Source organism: Psychrobacter sp. JB193, assembly GCF_002285555.1.
In the GTDB taxonomy this organism is placed as follows: Bacteria; Pseudomonadota; Gammaproteobacteria; order Pseudomonadales; family Moraxellaceae; genus Psychrobacter; species Psychrobacter alimentarius.
Map to the genome: position 1 here is coordinate 660,407 of NZ_NRGY01000002.1, position 14,933 is coordinate 675,339.

The window sequence follows — 14,933 nt, forward strand, 5'->3', positions numbered from 1 at the left end:
AATACTCAAGTCATAGCAATGAAATAACAAATCAAGGAGTCTGACATGGACTTTATGCAATACTGGCAATATAGCGACATGGTGACAAAAAGCCTGTTCTTTGTGCTCTTAGTCCTGTCCATCGTATCGTGGGTCACTGGTATCATTCGTGTACTACAAAGTCGTAAACTGGCGACGAGTGTGGCAGATGATTTGAGTCAGCAAATCCAGCCAACACAAGCAAACCTAGCAGATTCAGATGCGGCGACACGTCGTTTGGTTACTGAACAGACCTTGCTTAAGCATATTGGTCGTTATCGTTTTGCTAGTGAGCGTGGGTTGCCTATTCTTGGAACCACAGCCGCAATTGCTCCATTTATCGGTTTGTTCGGTACCGTATGGGGTATTTTCCACGCATTACATAATATCGGTATGAGCGGACAAGCAGGGTTGGGTCAAGTAGCAGCGCCAGTCGGTGAGGCACTTATCATGACAGGTCTTGGTATCGCGGTTGCCATTCCAGCAGTGGTATTCTATAACCTTGCTGTACGTATTAATCGCCGTGTGATGTACCATGCTAATGATAGAGCACATGATCTATTGGCAAGCTCTGCTCGAATGGTAGACAGCGCACAGGCCTCAATAACTACTAAATCTGCCGTGAGTCAAAATCCAATCGTAAAAGAGTCACATGCAAGTGCTGAAAATATCCAGCAGACCAGTCATTATCGTAACTCAGCCTCATCACAGCCTTAATAATGAGTAACCAGTAAGGCTGTCAGTTAAGAAAAAACAAAGCCAGCGCACAAGGGCTGGCTGTATTGAGAATAACCAAACGTATTGAGAATAATTATGGCATTTCAATTGGGTGATGATGACGTTCAAAGTATGAATGAGATGAACCTCATTCCACTTATCGATATCATGCTGGTATTGATGATTATATTTTTATTGACGGCTACTGTGCTAAATCCAACAGTACCATTAGACTTGCCAAAAACCAGTGCAGTGGTGAACGATACGCCACCAGAAGCCATTCAAATCAGCATCGATAAAGACGCAGGAATATTCTGGGATAGCGATCCGATCAGTATGGAAGAGCTTGAAACACGACTGCAACAGCAAAGCGTGGCTGGCAAAGACCCTTCTGTACAATTACGTGCTGATAAAGAAAGTAAATATGACACGGTCGCTCAAGTACTAGCTGCAACCAGTCAGGCTGGACTCACGAAGGTTGCCTTTGTTAACGAATAAAGTCTACTCAGGCGTATGATTGGCAAAGCACCATACATAATAGGATAGATGCTGTCATAGTTTTTATACGACTAAAGTTTTTATACCAATAAGCTGATCAGCATCACTAATAAGCTTATCAATAAAAAAATTACTAGAATAACAAGAAGAAAAATTAGAATAATAAATCTCTCCTTCCACCTCGCTTGGGTAACCTTGTGAGGTTTCCTTTATTGTAGCGTACGGCAATGGTTTCGTCGCTTTATGATAAGAGCATTGTAAAAGTATGAAGGTATAATCTGAATCGACTGGGTCATCAAATAATAACCATAAAGACTTTACGTTACCAACCATAGCCAAATGGACGATAGCCATAACCAAAATGACTGGGCCCATAGCCAAATGGATAAGGCGAGCGCAGATAGTCAAGGTCACGCTGACGAATATAATAGTAGCGCCCTTGAGAGTACGCTTCTTCTAGCTTCTCGATACCTTCAAGGGGACAAACAGGTTGCCAATCGTAACCTTCGCGTCCAAGCTTATAAGCATTAAGCTCAGTACAGTAATTTTTGAGCCCCTGCTGACGTCCTTGTTCCCACTGCATACGATTGGGCGTTGCGCCGCCGACGCTTGCACAGCTATTGGCATAATGTCCAAAATAAGCGCCTGAGCGTCCTCGCAAACCATCTGCATAACCAACTTCTTGCCAGTTACTCTCTTGACACTGCTGCGGCGTCAGACTTTGGGTCGTCGCACAACCTGATAAAGTTAATACGGCAGCGCCCATAAGAGATAAGGTAATGCCAGAGTGAACAGTGAGTTTATCAAGCAGTTTGCTAGCGAAACCAGCAGTCGATGAGTTTTGTTTAATAAGATAATTCATAATAAACCTGCGCGCGTTTAAAATTATGGTTTATCATAGCACTTTTTGCTAGCGACAACTTTTTATATCTGATTATTATATTTGTTTTTAGTTGCTCTAAGTATTTGATATGACAATATAAATATCAGCCAAGGCACAGATAAGAGCGCGAGGTTTCCACTGATTATGCAGATAGGCTGCTTGATTTTTAATAGTTAGCGCTCATTATAAACCTCTACATACCAATCATTTATCTATTCACCGCTCTTTACATGTATAGCTGTGTCAGCTGGGTAGTTGTATTTTTAGCAGTAGTTTCATTTAGTTAAAAGGTCAGACCATCATGGGAATATTGATTGGCGTTATCATTGTACTATTCGTATTAGGGAGTATGATGGCGCTCAAACCTAACGGTATCGATCAGCGTTTGGATAATCTGCGCATGACAGCGCGTCGTTTGCAGCTGAATCCAAAGCTGGTTACTTGTCCTGATTGGATAAAAGGCCGTGACAATGAATACGGGCGCGGCATGATGGGGCAGTACTGCTTAGTATTAGAAAACACGCAGTTGCCGCATACACGCTACCAAGTAATTGATGGACAGTGGCGCCCAGACAGCAGTTTTGTAGATACAACTAAAGATGATATCAAGCTCAATATTCCAAGTGCTATCCGTTCTACTCAAAGTAGTCCAGACACTGCTATTAAGAAGACCAATTTTAGCTTGGATAAAGTGCCGCTAGACTTACCAGTGAGTATCGAGCCTTCCGTCAAAGGACTATTAACTAAGGCAAATAGCATCATTATTTATTGGGAAGATATTGCTTACGTGCGTCCATCGACTAACCCAAAATATCAGCAAAAAGCGATTGAATCCGATTTATTAGCATTAAAGGCAAACCTCGAAAAATGGGCATTACAGATGCGAAAAACAACGGCAAAGTAGTAAATGGTTTTTTAATCTCCATTTATAGACAATAAGCAAGTGCTTCTTGCAAACGCTGAGTTCATTTATTGTTGACAGCTGAACGTTTAGCAGTGTAACGTCTTTATAACTCTATTTTTACTCTATGGTTATTGTTTGTGTTATAACCATTTTCATAAGCAGCTGATTACTACAACAATTAATGGGCGATTATAAATTGCCATGCTGCTGAATTTATCCTTACTTTTAATTTACTTATATTATGGTGTCGTCACATATGGCAAAAACCACAACCAAAAAAAGTTCAGCATCTGCTGCTGACAGCCCAAAGGGCAAGTCTTTGGTGATTGTAGAATCACCAGCCAAGGCAAAAACGATTAATAAATATCTTGGTGATGACTTTATTGTACGCTCAAGTATTGGCCACGTTCGCGATTTGCCAGTGGGTGCTAGCAAAAGCGCCAAAAAACCGACGGCGTCCAAAAAAGATGAAAGCCTGAGCAAAGAAGAAAAAGCGCAACAAGCGTTGGTGCGCCGCATGGGTATTGACCCAGAGCATGATTGGGCAGCAGTCTATGAAGTCCTGCCAAACAAGACCAAGGTGATTAAAGAGCTAAAAGCGTTGGCCAAAGACGCTGACCAAATCTATCTTGCAACGGATATGGATAGAGAAGGAGAGGCGATCGCTTGGCATCTAAAAGAAGTCATTGGCGGCCCTGATAGTAAATATCAGCGTGTTGTCTTTAATGAGATTACCAAATCTGCGATTCAAAATGCCTTTAAACAGCCGTCAAAGCTCGATATCGATCGTGTTAATGCGCAGCAAGCGCGTCGGTTCTTAGATCGAGTGGTTGGCTTTATGGTATCGCCACTCTTATGGCAAAAAATTGCTCGAGGCCTGTCGGCAGGTCGCGTACAGTCAGTTGCTATGCGCCTGGTTGTTGAGCGTGAGCATGAAATTCGCGCCTTTATTCCAGAAGAGTATTGGCAGATTCATGCAGACACGCATGTCGCTAACAGCAAAAAAGATGCCGAGAAAATTGGCATTCGCTTAGAGGCGACCAAACAAGCTGGTAAGCCACTCAAACTGGTCAATAAAGAGCAGACAGATAAAGTATTAGACGTTCTAAAAGCCAGTGAGTTTATTGTCAAAGAGCGTGAAGAAAAACCCACGCAGTCACGTCCAAGCGCGCCATTTATTACCTCAACTTTGCAACAGGCAGCCAGTACACGATTGGGTTTTTCGGTTAAGAAAACCATGATATTGGCACAGCGTTTGTATGAAGCGGGTCACATCACTTACATGCGTACTGACTCGACCTTTTTATCGGGCGATGCATTGGCTGCCGTGCGTGGTTATATTGAAGACAGCTATGGCACAAAATATGTGCCAGAAAAGCCCAATTTTTATGGCAACAAACAAGGCGCTCAAGAGGCCCATGAAGCCATTCGTCCTTCTAATGTCAATATGAAGTCAACCCAGCTAAAAGGGGTTGAGCGTGATGCCATTCGTTTGTATGAGCTGATTTGGCGTCAGTTTGTGGCTTGTCAGATGCTACCAGCAAAATACTTGTCAGTGAATTTGTTTGTTGGTGCAAACGACGTTGAGCTAAAAGCGCGCGGCCGTACTCTGGTGTTCGATGGTTATACCAAAGTCATGCCACCGGCCAAAACAGACGATACGTTGTTGCCTGATGTCAAAAAAGGCGATCACTTAACGCTTGATAAGCTTGATCCAAGCCAACATTTCACTAAGCCATCACCGCGTTATACGGAAGCCAGCTTGGTAAAAGAGCTTGAGAAAAAAGGTATCGGTCGTCCATCGACTTATGCTTCTATTATCTCGACCATTCAAGATCGCGGTTATGTCAAACTTGAAAACAAGCGCTTATTTGCCGAAAAAATGGGTGATATCGTCACTGACAGATTGACCGCCAGCTTTCCAGACTTGATGGATTATACCTTTACGGCTGCGTTAGAAGACAAGCTCGATCATGTAGCAGAAGGCGAGCAAGATTGGAAGGACGTACTGGATAACTTTTACGGGGAGTTTAAAACAACCCTTGAGCACGCCAAAGAAAAAGACGGCATGCGTCCTAATGATCCGACCGACGTACCAGATGTGCACTGTGATATTTGTGATCGTCCGATGCAATTGCGTACTGGCTCAACAGGGGTGTTTTTAGGGTGTACTGGCTATAACTTACCGCCAAAAGAGCGTTGTAAAGGCACTAAGAATTTGATGCCAGTCGAGGCTTTTGCCAATCTTGATGAAAGCGACGTGGCTGATGAAACGGCTGAAGTTAAAGACTTGATGGAGAAAAAGCGTTGCCCGAAATGCGGTACGGCAATGAATGGTTATATTGTCGATGGTGGTCTCAAGCTGCACGTCTGCGGCAATAATCCTGATTGTGATGGCTACATCTTAGAAGAAGGCAAGTTTGAAGTACCAGGTTCTGACGCGCCAACGATCGATTGTAATAAGTGTGACGGACAGATGGAGCTAAAGACAGGGCGTTTCGGTCCTTATTTTGCTTGTCAAAAATGTGACAATACACGTAAAGTACTAAAAACAGGCGAAGCTGCACCGCCGCGTATGGATCCGATTCATCTGCCAGAGTTAAAATCGACCAAGCATGATGATTATTTTATCTTACGTGAAGGCGCTGCTGGTATGTTCTTGGCGGCATCTAATTTCCCAAAAGTTCGAGAAACACGTCCGCCAAAGCTTGCTGAGCTAAGAGAAATTAAAGATAAAATGGAAGATAAGTTCCAGTATTTGTTTGAAGGGCCAGATGAAGATCCTGAAGGCAATCCAACGATTTTGCGCTGGTCTCGTAAGAAAAAAGAGCAATATATTGGTTCTGAGAAAAACGGTAAAGCCACACGTTGGGGCGTTTACTGGCGCAAAGGTGAATGGGTAGAAGAATAATTTTTCTATCGACAATAAAAAAACCTCTTAGCATGACTAAGAGGTTTTTTTTGTCTAAAAATATGAATAATGATTATGCTTTTTCGATAATACCACAAGCGACGCGGTCACCAGCATTACCAGCAGGCTGGCTCTTATAGTCATCAGCATTGGCATGGACAATAAATGCTAGACGATTGACGCTATATTTACCCGCTTCAGCCGCTGAGATTTTTTTATTCACATAGTTGATAGTAGCAACACCATCTTCATTGGCTGTCAAGTTTGGTAGATCACCAGCATGACCATTCATGTCATCTGGATTTGAATGCGGCTTATTGTCTGGATTGAAGTGACCACCTGCTGCTTTACCCATATCTGCACAGCTACCTGTTTCATGAATATGCAAAGCAACGGTTTTGCCTGGTTGTAAGTTCATGAGCTTACCATATACCTGAACACCGCCATCGACTGGACGCAAGAACATTTGTCCTACCTCTTTTTCTTTACCATCTACAGTCTTAATCGTTGACTTTAGAGCAGGTTGATTTAAAGGGTTACCCGTTTGCATTTGATTTTCGACAGTTTGGCAACCTGTCATTGCCAACGCTGAACCGCATAGTAGCGCACTTGCAAGCATCGTCTTATTCATTGTTATCTCCATTTATATTTAATTTAATCGTTATGATGAGTATATTTAGCGATAGTTTTATCTGAAATATTCAAAAATTACTTAACTTCCCGATCAGTATAGCTAAGGATAAGAAGTAGATATTCATCAAAAGCGCAACAATCAGTTAATAAATGTAAATAACGTATGGGTTTGAATAGTCTATAAAATAATGTCGTATGAGAAGAAATGCTATTACGTATTACTATACTGATTCTATAAAAGATATTTTGATATGGTGCATAAAAAAAGCCGCCCATCACTGTGATGAGCGGCTCTTATGTTTCAAGCATTGACTATCGAATAATCAATCAGTTATGTAGTGCTTTACCTGACGTTTTATCGACCGTCACTTTGGCAGGTTTTAATGGTTTTGGCATACTGACCAAAGCAACTTTTAATATCTCGTCAATCGTTGCCACAGGTTGGATGGTCAAACCCGCTTTTACATTGTCAGGGATATCGGCTAAGTCACGCTCGTTTTCTGCTGGAATCAATACATGCTTGATACCGCCGCGATGGGCTGCAAGTAGCTTTTCTTTGAGACCGCCAATACGCAGGATTTTACCACGCAAGGTAATCTCACCTGTCATCGCGATATCTGGACGAATGGCGATCCCCGTCAAGGCAGATACAAGTGCTGTCGTCAGTGCGCCACCAGCAGAAGGCCCATCTTTTGGTGTGGCACCTTCTGGCATATGAACATGGACATCTTTTGTTTTAAATGTCTCATAGTCAATACCAAGGAGATCACCGCGAGCACGAACCACGCTCATGGCAGCGCGAATAGACTCTTTCATCACGTCACCCAGTGAACCCGTAAAACTAAGCTCACCTTTGCCTTGCATGGCAACCGCTTCGATGGTCAATAACTCCCCACCAACTTGTGTCCACGCTAGACCAGTAATACGACCAATCTCTGGCTCTTCTTCCGCCAGCCCATAGTCATACTGATGGACGCCTAGATAGTCATCGATGTTTTTGTCATCGACCACGACCAGCTGACGCTCTGCTTTCTTCGGAGCGCGGGCGCCATGCGCTTCGACTGAACCGCGAACCACTTTACGGCAGATTTTATTGACTTCACGCTCAAGGTTACGTACACCTGCTTCACGCGTATAACTACGCACGATACTGTGCAGCGCTGCTTCAACAATCTCAATTTCACCCTCTTTGAGACCATTTTGCTTAATTGCCTTTGGCACCAGATATTTTTGGGCAATATTGACTTTTTCTTCTTCGGTATAGCCCGGTAGACGAATGACTTCCATACGGTCAAGCAGTGCTGGCGGAATATCCATGCTGTTAGCAGTACAGATAAACATCACTTGTGACAGATCTAAGTCCATATCCAAATAATGGTCGTTAAACGTGTCATTCTGTGAAGGATCTAATACTTCGAGCAATGCCGATGCTGGATCGCCGCGGAAGTCTTGCGCCATTTTGTCTACTTCATCAAGTAAAAACAGTGGGTTTTTGACTTCTACCTTCGCAAGTGATTGCACGATTTTACCTGGCATCGCGCCGATATAGGTACGGCGATGACCACGAATCTCGGCTTCATCACGCACGCCGCCAAGCGCCATACGTACAAACTTACGACCTGTGGCACGAGCGATCGATTCACCTAGTGAGGTTTTACCCACACCTGGAGGGCCGACAAGGCAAAGAATCGGACCACGGAGTTTTTTCACGCGTGACTGTACGGCGAGGTACTCTAAGATGCGGTCTTTTACATCTTGTAGTCCATAATGATCTTCATCTAAGACGGTTTTGGCTTTGTCTAAATTGATCGAAACCTTGGTCGTCGCATTCCACGGCGTATCCAAAATCCATTCAATATAGTTACGCACTACGGAAGATTCACTTGACGCAGGCGGCATCATTTTAAGCTTTTTAAGCTCTTGATCTGCTTTTTTGCGCACATCTTCTGGCAAGTCAGCATCTTCTAAGCGCTGCTCAAGCTCAGCCACGTCATCTTCGCCATCGAATGCACCGTCATTCATGTCTGACAGCTCATTTTTAATGGCTTTCATCTTCTCATTTAAGAAGTACTCACGCTGATTGTCTTCCATTTGCTGACGGACAGCGTCTTGGATATCTTGTTCGATGTTTTGTTCGGCACTTTGCTTAACCAAATATTCGGTCAAGGTATTGATGTGCGTTTTGATATCGTCTTCTTCTAAGAAAGACTGTTTGATATCAAGATCCATCGAGACACGGGTTGAGATGAAGTAGACCAATTCAAGCAAATCATCGATACGCTTCGCCACACGAGTCAGCTCACGGGCATTACGCAAGCGTGCATCTGCATAGCCTTCAAACAATGTGGTCAAAGCTTGTATGGTGTTTTGTTGTTGTCTCTCATCCATACTCACATCGAGATCAGCACGTGTAAATCTTGCCATCAATAGCTCATCGTGGTTTTCGATGTTATCGACGCGCGCACGATACTGACCTTCAATCAATACTTTGATGCAGTTTTCATCACTGTCATGTGGCATGGTGCTGACAATGCGGCAAACCGTACCATATTGATATAGGTTTTCTTGATCAATATCTTCAGTCAGTGAGTCTTTTTGGGCAACGACCAATACTTTATTGCCGTATTCGGCCTGTGCCAACTCGACCGCTTTTACTGATGGTGCGCGGCCTACAAATAAGGCGATTTGCATGTGCGGATAGACGACGACATCTCGCAGGGCGAGTAACGGTAAATAGTCTTCCGCCTTACTGTCTTTGTCACTGTCATCAAGATTATTATTTTTGACAGTAGCAGACGCTGACTCTGATGTAGTATCAGATGAGATGTCTTGCTCGTTGTCTTCTGCAACAGTAGATGAAACGTCGACATCGATGTCGATATTGTCTTGTGCTATTTTATGTTCACTCATAGATTCTTCCTCGTTCACCAGACTTGTAAAGTCAAGTTCGTGGTTCATGTTAGATAAATGGTGCTCGCAAAAAAAATTGCAAGTCTCATGAGCAAAGTGACCAGCTTATCTTTTTAAAATAATCCTATTTAAGTGGCTATTGTCACGCGTATCGTCATCAGTTTTATCGATGATAAACCAAAGGCAATGCGAGTAAATCATTAATATAGTTGAATTATCATAAAATCGATGTGCTGGACGCATTGGTAGCAATCTACTATTGCCACAAATGTTTTGATCTACTAATCGAATAGGAAATAAACGCTACAAAACATGTATGGCAGCAGTTCGATGCCTTTTTAGTATGTTACATACAGCGTTGCCTAGCTGACAACTATTGGGTTCTATACATAGGTTTTGTAGGCAAAATAAGGTAAACTGACGCGCGTCTAAAACCGGGCTTTTAGCGCAAAATGTGTTTGAGCACTTTTTGGACAACCAAACCCTATTTATAAATGCTACAACATTTGTAGGTTACAACCAGATCAGATAGAAAAAGGCACAACATATGGCAATCAATGCGGTACTGCTGGCAGTCATCATCATGCTAGGACTGTCACTTTCGCGAGTGCACGTGGTGCTCAGTTTATTAATTGGGGCATTGGCAGGTGGCCTGCTGGCAGGTCTTGGTATCACAGATACTTTAGCAGCTTTTCAAGAAGGCATTCGCAACGGGGCACAGATTGCACTTTCATACGCACTGTTAGGGGCGTTTGCGGTCGCTATTGCACATTCTGGATTACCGCAATCATTGGCGGGCGCTGTTATTAAGCGTATCGATGCAGGCGGTACCAGTGGTGTGATTAAGTATATGCTGTTTGCAGGCCTCATCACCATGAGCTGTTTTAGCCAAAACTTAATCCCTATTCATATTGCTTTTATTCCACTGCTTGTACCACCGTTACTGCTTGCTTTTAATCGCATGCACATTGACAGACGTCTGATTGCTTGTTTGTTGACCTTTGGTCTTGTGACAACTTATATGTTTATTCCGTATGGTTTTGGCGATATTTATCTTAATCAGATTATGCTAAAAAACGTTGGGGAAGCAGGTGTTGATATTGCCAATATCTCTGTGGTCAAGGCAATGGCAATTCCAGCTTTGGGTATGTTGATTGGTTTGCTGACGGCGGTCTTTATTAGTTATCGCAAACCGCGTCAATACCAGCAAGTAGCAATAGATCAAAAAGCTCATGATGCGGTAGTAGAGGGCGATGCGCTTAGTAAAACAGCTGCTGATGCGCAAACACAAAGCAAGTTAAAAACACTGGTAGCCTTGGCTGCTATCGTGACTGCTTTCGTCGTGCAGTTATATACTGACTCGCTACTACTTGGCTCGATGTTTGGCTTTGGTGTCTTTATGGCGACTGGAGTTGTGAAGTGGCGTGATGCTGATGGTGTCTTTAATGACGGTATCAAGCTGATGGCGATGATTGGCTTTATCATGATTACGGCGCAGGGTTTTGCTGAAGTCATGAAAGCCACTGAGCAGATTCAGCCACTCGTTGATGGTGCCGCGTCACTGTTCGGTGGTAATAAAGCGATGGCGGCGTTTATCATGCTGCTGATTGGTCTGATTGTGACGATGGGCATCGGCTCGTCTTTTTCGACCATTCCTATTTTGGCCGCGATTTATGTGCCGTTATGCGTCTCTTTAGGGTTCTCACCATTGGCTACGGTTGCGATTATCGGTACGGCTGGCGCGCTGGGTGATGCAGGTTCGCCTGCGTCAGATTCGACACTGGGGCCAACCTCTGGTCTTAATATCGATGGACAGCATGACCATATCAAAGACAGTGTAGTGCCGACTTTCTTACACTATAATATTCCGCTACTGGTCTTCGGTTGGATAGCGGCGATGGTGTTGTAAAGTTTCAGCTATTGCTTAAAAAGCGCTCGCATAATAAAAGTGCCTCTGCTTTTATGGCAAGCAGAGGCACTTTTTTATGGACTGAGGTTTTACTTTTTAAGTATCAGATCTAGCAGTAGCAAACACGCCAAGCCAAAACAGATAAAAAAGAAAGCCAAAAACGAAGCCGCCAACCATAAAATGAGCCATAACAAAGCTTCAGGTGCATGTATCAGCATTAAGCCAAAAAAGAACAGCGGCAGTGTAGTGACAATAAACATGCACACAAACTTCCAGTAGCTTTTAATGTAAACATCAAGTGCCAGCAGCGCGCCCCCATGTAAGCACATTACTACCAGTAAGCTGATGACCAAGCCAAAGTTATATCCTTCCTGCTGGGATGGCTCTAACACCATTGGATTTGGAGTATTACCTGCCATGATGATTTTGATAACAGCAGCGACCCACAGCAGGAAGAATATCATGCGTACAGGTTCACTGCGTAAGTAATGTCGTGCAGTCTTGGTAGACAGGTGAGATAGGTTCATGGGTCACTTATGGATTATCAATGTTTGGGAAGTGAGTTATTTGTATAAGTCGTTATTCAAATCTTCATCAAAATCTTTTAGTTCCCTACTCAGTCCTTGCAAAAACGCATCACTTTGCGCGAGCAACGCATTTAAGCGTTCTTCATTGACGAGCCTTGTCATCTCATCAGCGCTAAACGGCTGCTCTTGACTATAGTAACGTCGCTCTCTAGCGTCCTCATTACCTAACGTTTGCAAATATTCATCCACATTATCCGCGCTAGAGTCTTTTTCAGAATTTTTATCGTCTTTCATCGAAACCACCTTATGCCGTTTGGCGTAATTAAGCCATCTAATGGCACATCCCAAGGTTGACGCGCTAATTGCTCAACCATTTGAAAATCATAACACCAGCCTACCTTTAACGGTTTCTTGACCCCTGAGCGATAGCTGTTACCAAGTGTCGTATCATAGAACCCGCCACCCATGCCCATACGGTTGCCGTTCAAATCTACCGCGACTAACGGGCAGATAATCACATCTAACTCTGACGCCCATAGCAGGCGGCGATGATGGTTTTGTTTCATACCCAAGCGATGAATGCGGGTTGGTATGTTTAATAATTTGGAATGATAAATTGGTACAAAACGCAATCGTTTATCGTCATGGCCTAATGAACCGACGACAGGCAAATAAGGAAAATAGCCTAAGCATTCACACCAATCTAATAGTGGCTGAGTGGGCAGCTCGCCAAATCCATCATAATATAAGCCAACGCGAGCATTGATTGGCAGTCGCTGTTGTAATTTGGTTAAGTGTAGACTGGCTGCTTGTGCCAAATTTCTACGTGCGCCATCACTTAACTGGCGACGCTGGCGAGTAAATAATCGCCTAGGTGGGTTGGTAGTAGTCATATTTCACCAGTTTTTAGATTCTTGATTAAAAATGTAGAACATTTTTTGAGATTGTAGTAAAACAGAGTCATAGAATCCTTTCAACATTAAAAATATTCACTTCAGGAGACAGCATGAGAGTTAAGCTTAAACATAGAAGTGAATGCGATAACTATTATAAAAAAGTTCTTGATAGAACTGGTTTAATACAAGGCAGTACTTATCAAGTCATAGAGATCCAGAAAGAGTCATATCGCATTGATGGAGAAGACGGTGTAGGACCTTGTCTTTATGACAAACGTATTTTTGATATTGTAGATCCAAGTATTCCTGAAGGGTATATCTATCAATTTTCTTATGAAGATGAGGAGCACAGTCATGAAGATGACGAAGGATTTATATGGCGAAACTCTGTAGAGGATTACAACATTACACCAAAGTGTTTTGCCCAGCGTGCATTTTTTGACTTTTATCACGATGGTAGAGAAGAACAAGTTGCCATTTATAATGAATATATTAGAGAATTAAAGGATACGAAATGACGATGAGAGTTTAGTTTTAATTGTTATAAGGTCTTTTAAATCGCGCATAAACCTAAATGCGTTTACCATAAAGCCATGCTATCATAACGCCACTTTATATCGTATTCTCCTTTATGTGCAGCGGATGTTGCATTTTTTAGAGCAGTCATAAAACAACAAACCATCAAAGAGGGTAGTTATGTCGACACAGAATCAGGCAACTCGTACCGAAAAAGACACTATGGGCAACGTAGAAGTCCCAGCTGACGCTTATTGGGGTGCCCAAACTCAGCGTAGCCGCGAAAACTTCAAAATCGGTGGCGAGACATTGCCGCGTCCAATGATTGAAGCGATGGCGTTGGTCAAAAAAGCCGCTGCCATCACCAATGCAAGCCTAGAGCGTATCGACGGCGACAAGCGTGACTTAATCGTACAAGCTGCTGACGAAATCATCAATGGTGGTCTGGTCGATCAGTTCCCATTGGTCGTATGGCAGACAGGTTCTGGCACACAGTCAAACATGAACATGAACGAAGTACTTGCCAACCGTGCCAATGAAATCGCGGGTTCTGAGCGCGGCAGCTACACGCCAATTCACCCAAATGACCATGTAAACCACGCGCAATCTACCAATGACAGCTTCCCAACGGCGATTCGTGTGGCGGCTGCTCGTCAAATCAATAGCTTATTGATTCCAGCAGTACAAGCATTACGCGATACCTTAGACAAGAAAGCAAAAGAATTCGATAGCATCGTAAAAATCGGTCGTACGCATTTGCAAGACGCTACGCCTTTGACCCTAGGCCAAGAGTTCAGCGGCTATGTGAGCCAGCTTGACCATTCATTGACTCGTATCGACAATGCGTTACAAGGTCTATATGAGTTGCCACTAGGTGGTACTGCGGTTGGTACTGGTCTAAACGCTCATCCTGATTATGCAGTAAAATCAGCTGAGCAACTATCAACTTTGACTGGCTTGCCGTTCGTCACATCTCCAAATAAGTTTGAAGCACTTGCCGCTCGTGATGCCGAAGTATTCGCTTCTGGCGCACTAAAAACATTGGCAGCGAGCTTAAACAAAATTGCGAACGATGTACGTTGGTTGGCATCTGGCCCTCGTTGTGGTCTTGGCGAGTTGACCATTCCTGAGAACGAGCCAGGCTCTTCTATCATGCCGGGTAAAGTAAACCCAACGCAATCAGAAGCAATGACGATGGTTGTCGCGCAAGTCATGGGTAATGACGTGACTATCAGCATGGCTGGCGCATCAGGTAACTTTGAGCTAAACGTATATAAGCCAGTGATCGCCTTTAACTTATTGCAATCCATCAAGCTACTTGGTGATGCGTGCAACAGCTTTAATGAGAACTGTGCCGTCGGTATCGAGCCAGTAAAAGACAAAATCGATGACTTCTTGCACAACTCATTGATGCTAGTGACTTCATTGAACCGTCATGTTGGTTATGAAAACGCTGCGAAAATCGCTAAGACGGCTTACAAAGAAAACAAAACCTTGAAGCAAGTTGCGGTTGAGCTAGAGCTATTAACTGAAGCGCAGTTCGATGAGTGGGTCATTCCTGCTGATATGGTACATCCTAAGTAAGCTATCTAATAGTTTTTTAGAATAGTA

General features: G+C 43.4%; 13 protein-coding genes. 7 read left to right on the plus strand and 6 right to left on the minus strand.

From position 1 onward, the window contains the following. The first annotated feature begins 45 nt into the window (after window positions 1–45). Both CIK80_RS10620 and CIK80_RS10625 read left to right on the plus strand, forming a co-directional pair. On the plus strand, window positions 46–735 hold the full coding sequence (locus tag CIK80_RS10620; protein ID WP_095569965.1) for a MotA/TolQ/ExbB proton channel family protein: 690 nt from the start codon (window positions 46–48) through the stop codon (window positions 733–735). 96 nt (window positions 736–831) lie between these two features. Further along, window positions 832–1,233: a biopolymer transporter ExbD gene (locus CIK80_RS10625; protein WP_062845239.1), complete on the plus strand. Its 402-nt coding sequence runs from the start codon at window positions 832–834 to the stop codon at window positions 1,231–1,233. 322 nt (window positions 1,234–1,555) lie between these two features. Here CIK80_RS10625 and CIK80_RS10635 read toward each other — a convergent pair whose 3' ends face one another. Then, on the minus strand, window positions 1,556–2,095 hold the full coding sequence (locus tag CIK80_RS10635) for a DUF2799 domain-containing protein (protein WP_095569967.1): 540 nt from the start codon (window positions 2,093–2,095) through the stop codon (window positions 1,556–1,558). Window positions 2,096–2,417: 322 nt separating this feature from the next. Here CIK80_RS10635 and CIK80_RS10640 point away from each other — a divergent pair, with 322 nt between their 5' ends. Then, window positions 2,418–3,020: a hypothetical protein gene (locus CIK80_RS10640; RefSeq protein ID WP_095569968.1), complete on the plus strand. Its 603-nt coding sequence runs from the start codon at window positions 2,418–2,420 to the stop codon at window positions 3,018–3,020. Between the two features lie 256 nt (window positions 3,021–3,276). After that, window positions 3,277–5,931 carry a type I DNA topoisomerase gene (topA, locus tag CIK80_RS10645; protein ID WP_179288369.1) on the plus strand — a complete coding sequence of 885 codons (2,655 nt, stop codon included), beginning with the start codon at window positions 3,277–3,279 and terminating at the stop codon, window positions 5,929–5,931. Window positions 5,932–6,004: 73 nt separating this feature from the next. Here the strand turns inward: topA and CIK80_RS10650 are convergent, their stop codons facing one another. Then, window positions 6,005–6,562, minus strand: coding sequence for a superoxide dismutase family protein (locus tag CIK80_RS10650; RefSeq protein ID WP_062845235.1), 558 nt, complete (start codon window positions 6,560–6,562; stop codon window positions 6,005–6,007). Window positions 6,563–6,891: 329 nt separating this feature from the next. Beyond that, window positions 6,892–9,474 carry an endopeptidase La gene (gene lon / locus CIK80_RS10655; protein ID WP_062845234.1) on the minus strand — a complete coding sequence of 861 codons (2,583 nt, stop codon included), beginning with the start codon at window positions 9,472–9,474 and terminating at the stop codon, window positions 6,892–6,894. Between the two features lie 547 nt (window positions 9,475–10,021). On the opposite strand from lon, the gene CIK80_RS10660 reads away from it, so the two are divergent. After that, window positions 10,022–11,383, plus strand: a complete 1,362-nt coding sequence (locus CIK80_RS10660; protein ID WP_095569970.1) for a Na+/H+ antiporter NhaC family protein — start codon at window positions 10,022–10,024, stop codon at window positions 11,381–11,383. Window positions 11,384–11,472: 89 nt separating this feature from the next. On the opposite strand, the gene CIK80_RS10665 is transcribed toward CIK80_RS10660, so the two are convergent. The 3 genes from CIK80_RS10665 to CIK80_RS10675 are packed head-to-tail and all read right to left on the minus strand — an operon-like array spanning window position 11,473 to window position 12,803. Further along, complete coding sequence (locus CIK80_RS10665) at window positions 11,473–11,910, minus strand: hypothetical protein (protein WP_095569971.1); 438 nt, start codon at window positions 11,908–11,910, stop codon at window positions 11,473–11,475. Between the two features lie 36 nt (window positions 11,911–11,946). Beyond that, window positions 11,947–12,204: a hypothetical protein gene (locus tag CIK80_RS10670; protein ID WP_095569972.1), complete on the minus strand. Its 258-nt coding sequence runs from the start codon at window positions 12,202–12,204 to the stop codon at window positions 11,947–11,949. Next, a complete protein-coding gene (locus tag CIK80_RS10675; protein WP_095569973.1) occupies window positions 12,201–12,803 on the minus strand; it encodes a 5-formyltetrahydrofolate cyclo-ligase in 603 nt (200 codons plus the stop codon). The genes CIK80_RS10670 and CIK80_RS10675 overlap by 4 nt, the downstream gene beginning before the upstream one ends. Before the next feature lie 113 nt (window positions 12,804–12,916). On the opposite strand from CIK80_RS10675, the gene CIK80_RS10680 reads away from it, so the two are divergent. Beyond that, the gene (locus tag CIK80_RS10680; protein WP_095569974.1) at window positions 12,917–13,324 is read left to right on the plus strand and encodes a hypothetical protein; all 408 of its coding nucleotides are present in this window, start codon (window positions 12,917–12,919) and stop codon (window positions 13,322–13,324) included. Window positions 13,325–13,502: 178 nt separating this feature from the next. Next, complete coding sequence (fumC, locus tag CIK80_RS10685) at window positions 13,503–14,906, plus strand: class II fumarate hydratase (protein WP_095569975.1); 1,404 nt, start codon at window positions 13,503–13,505, stop codon at window positions 14,904–14,906. Window positions 14,907–14,933 lie beyond the last annotated feature (27 nt).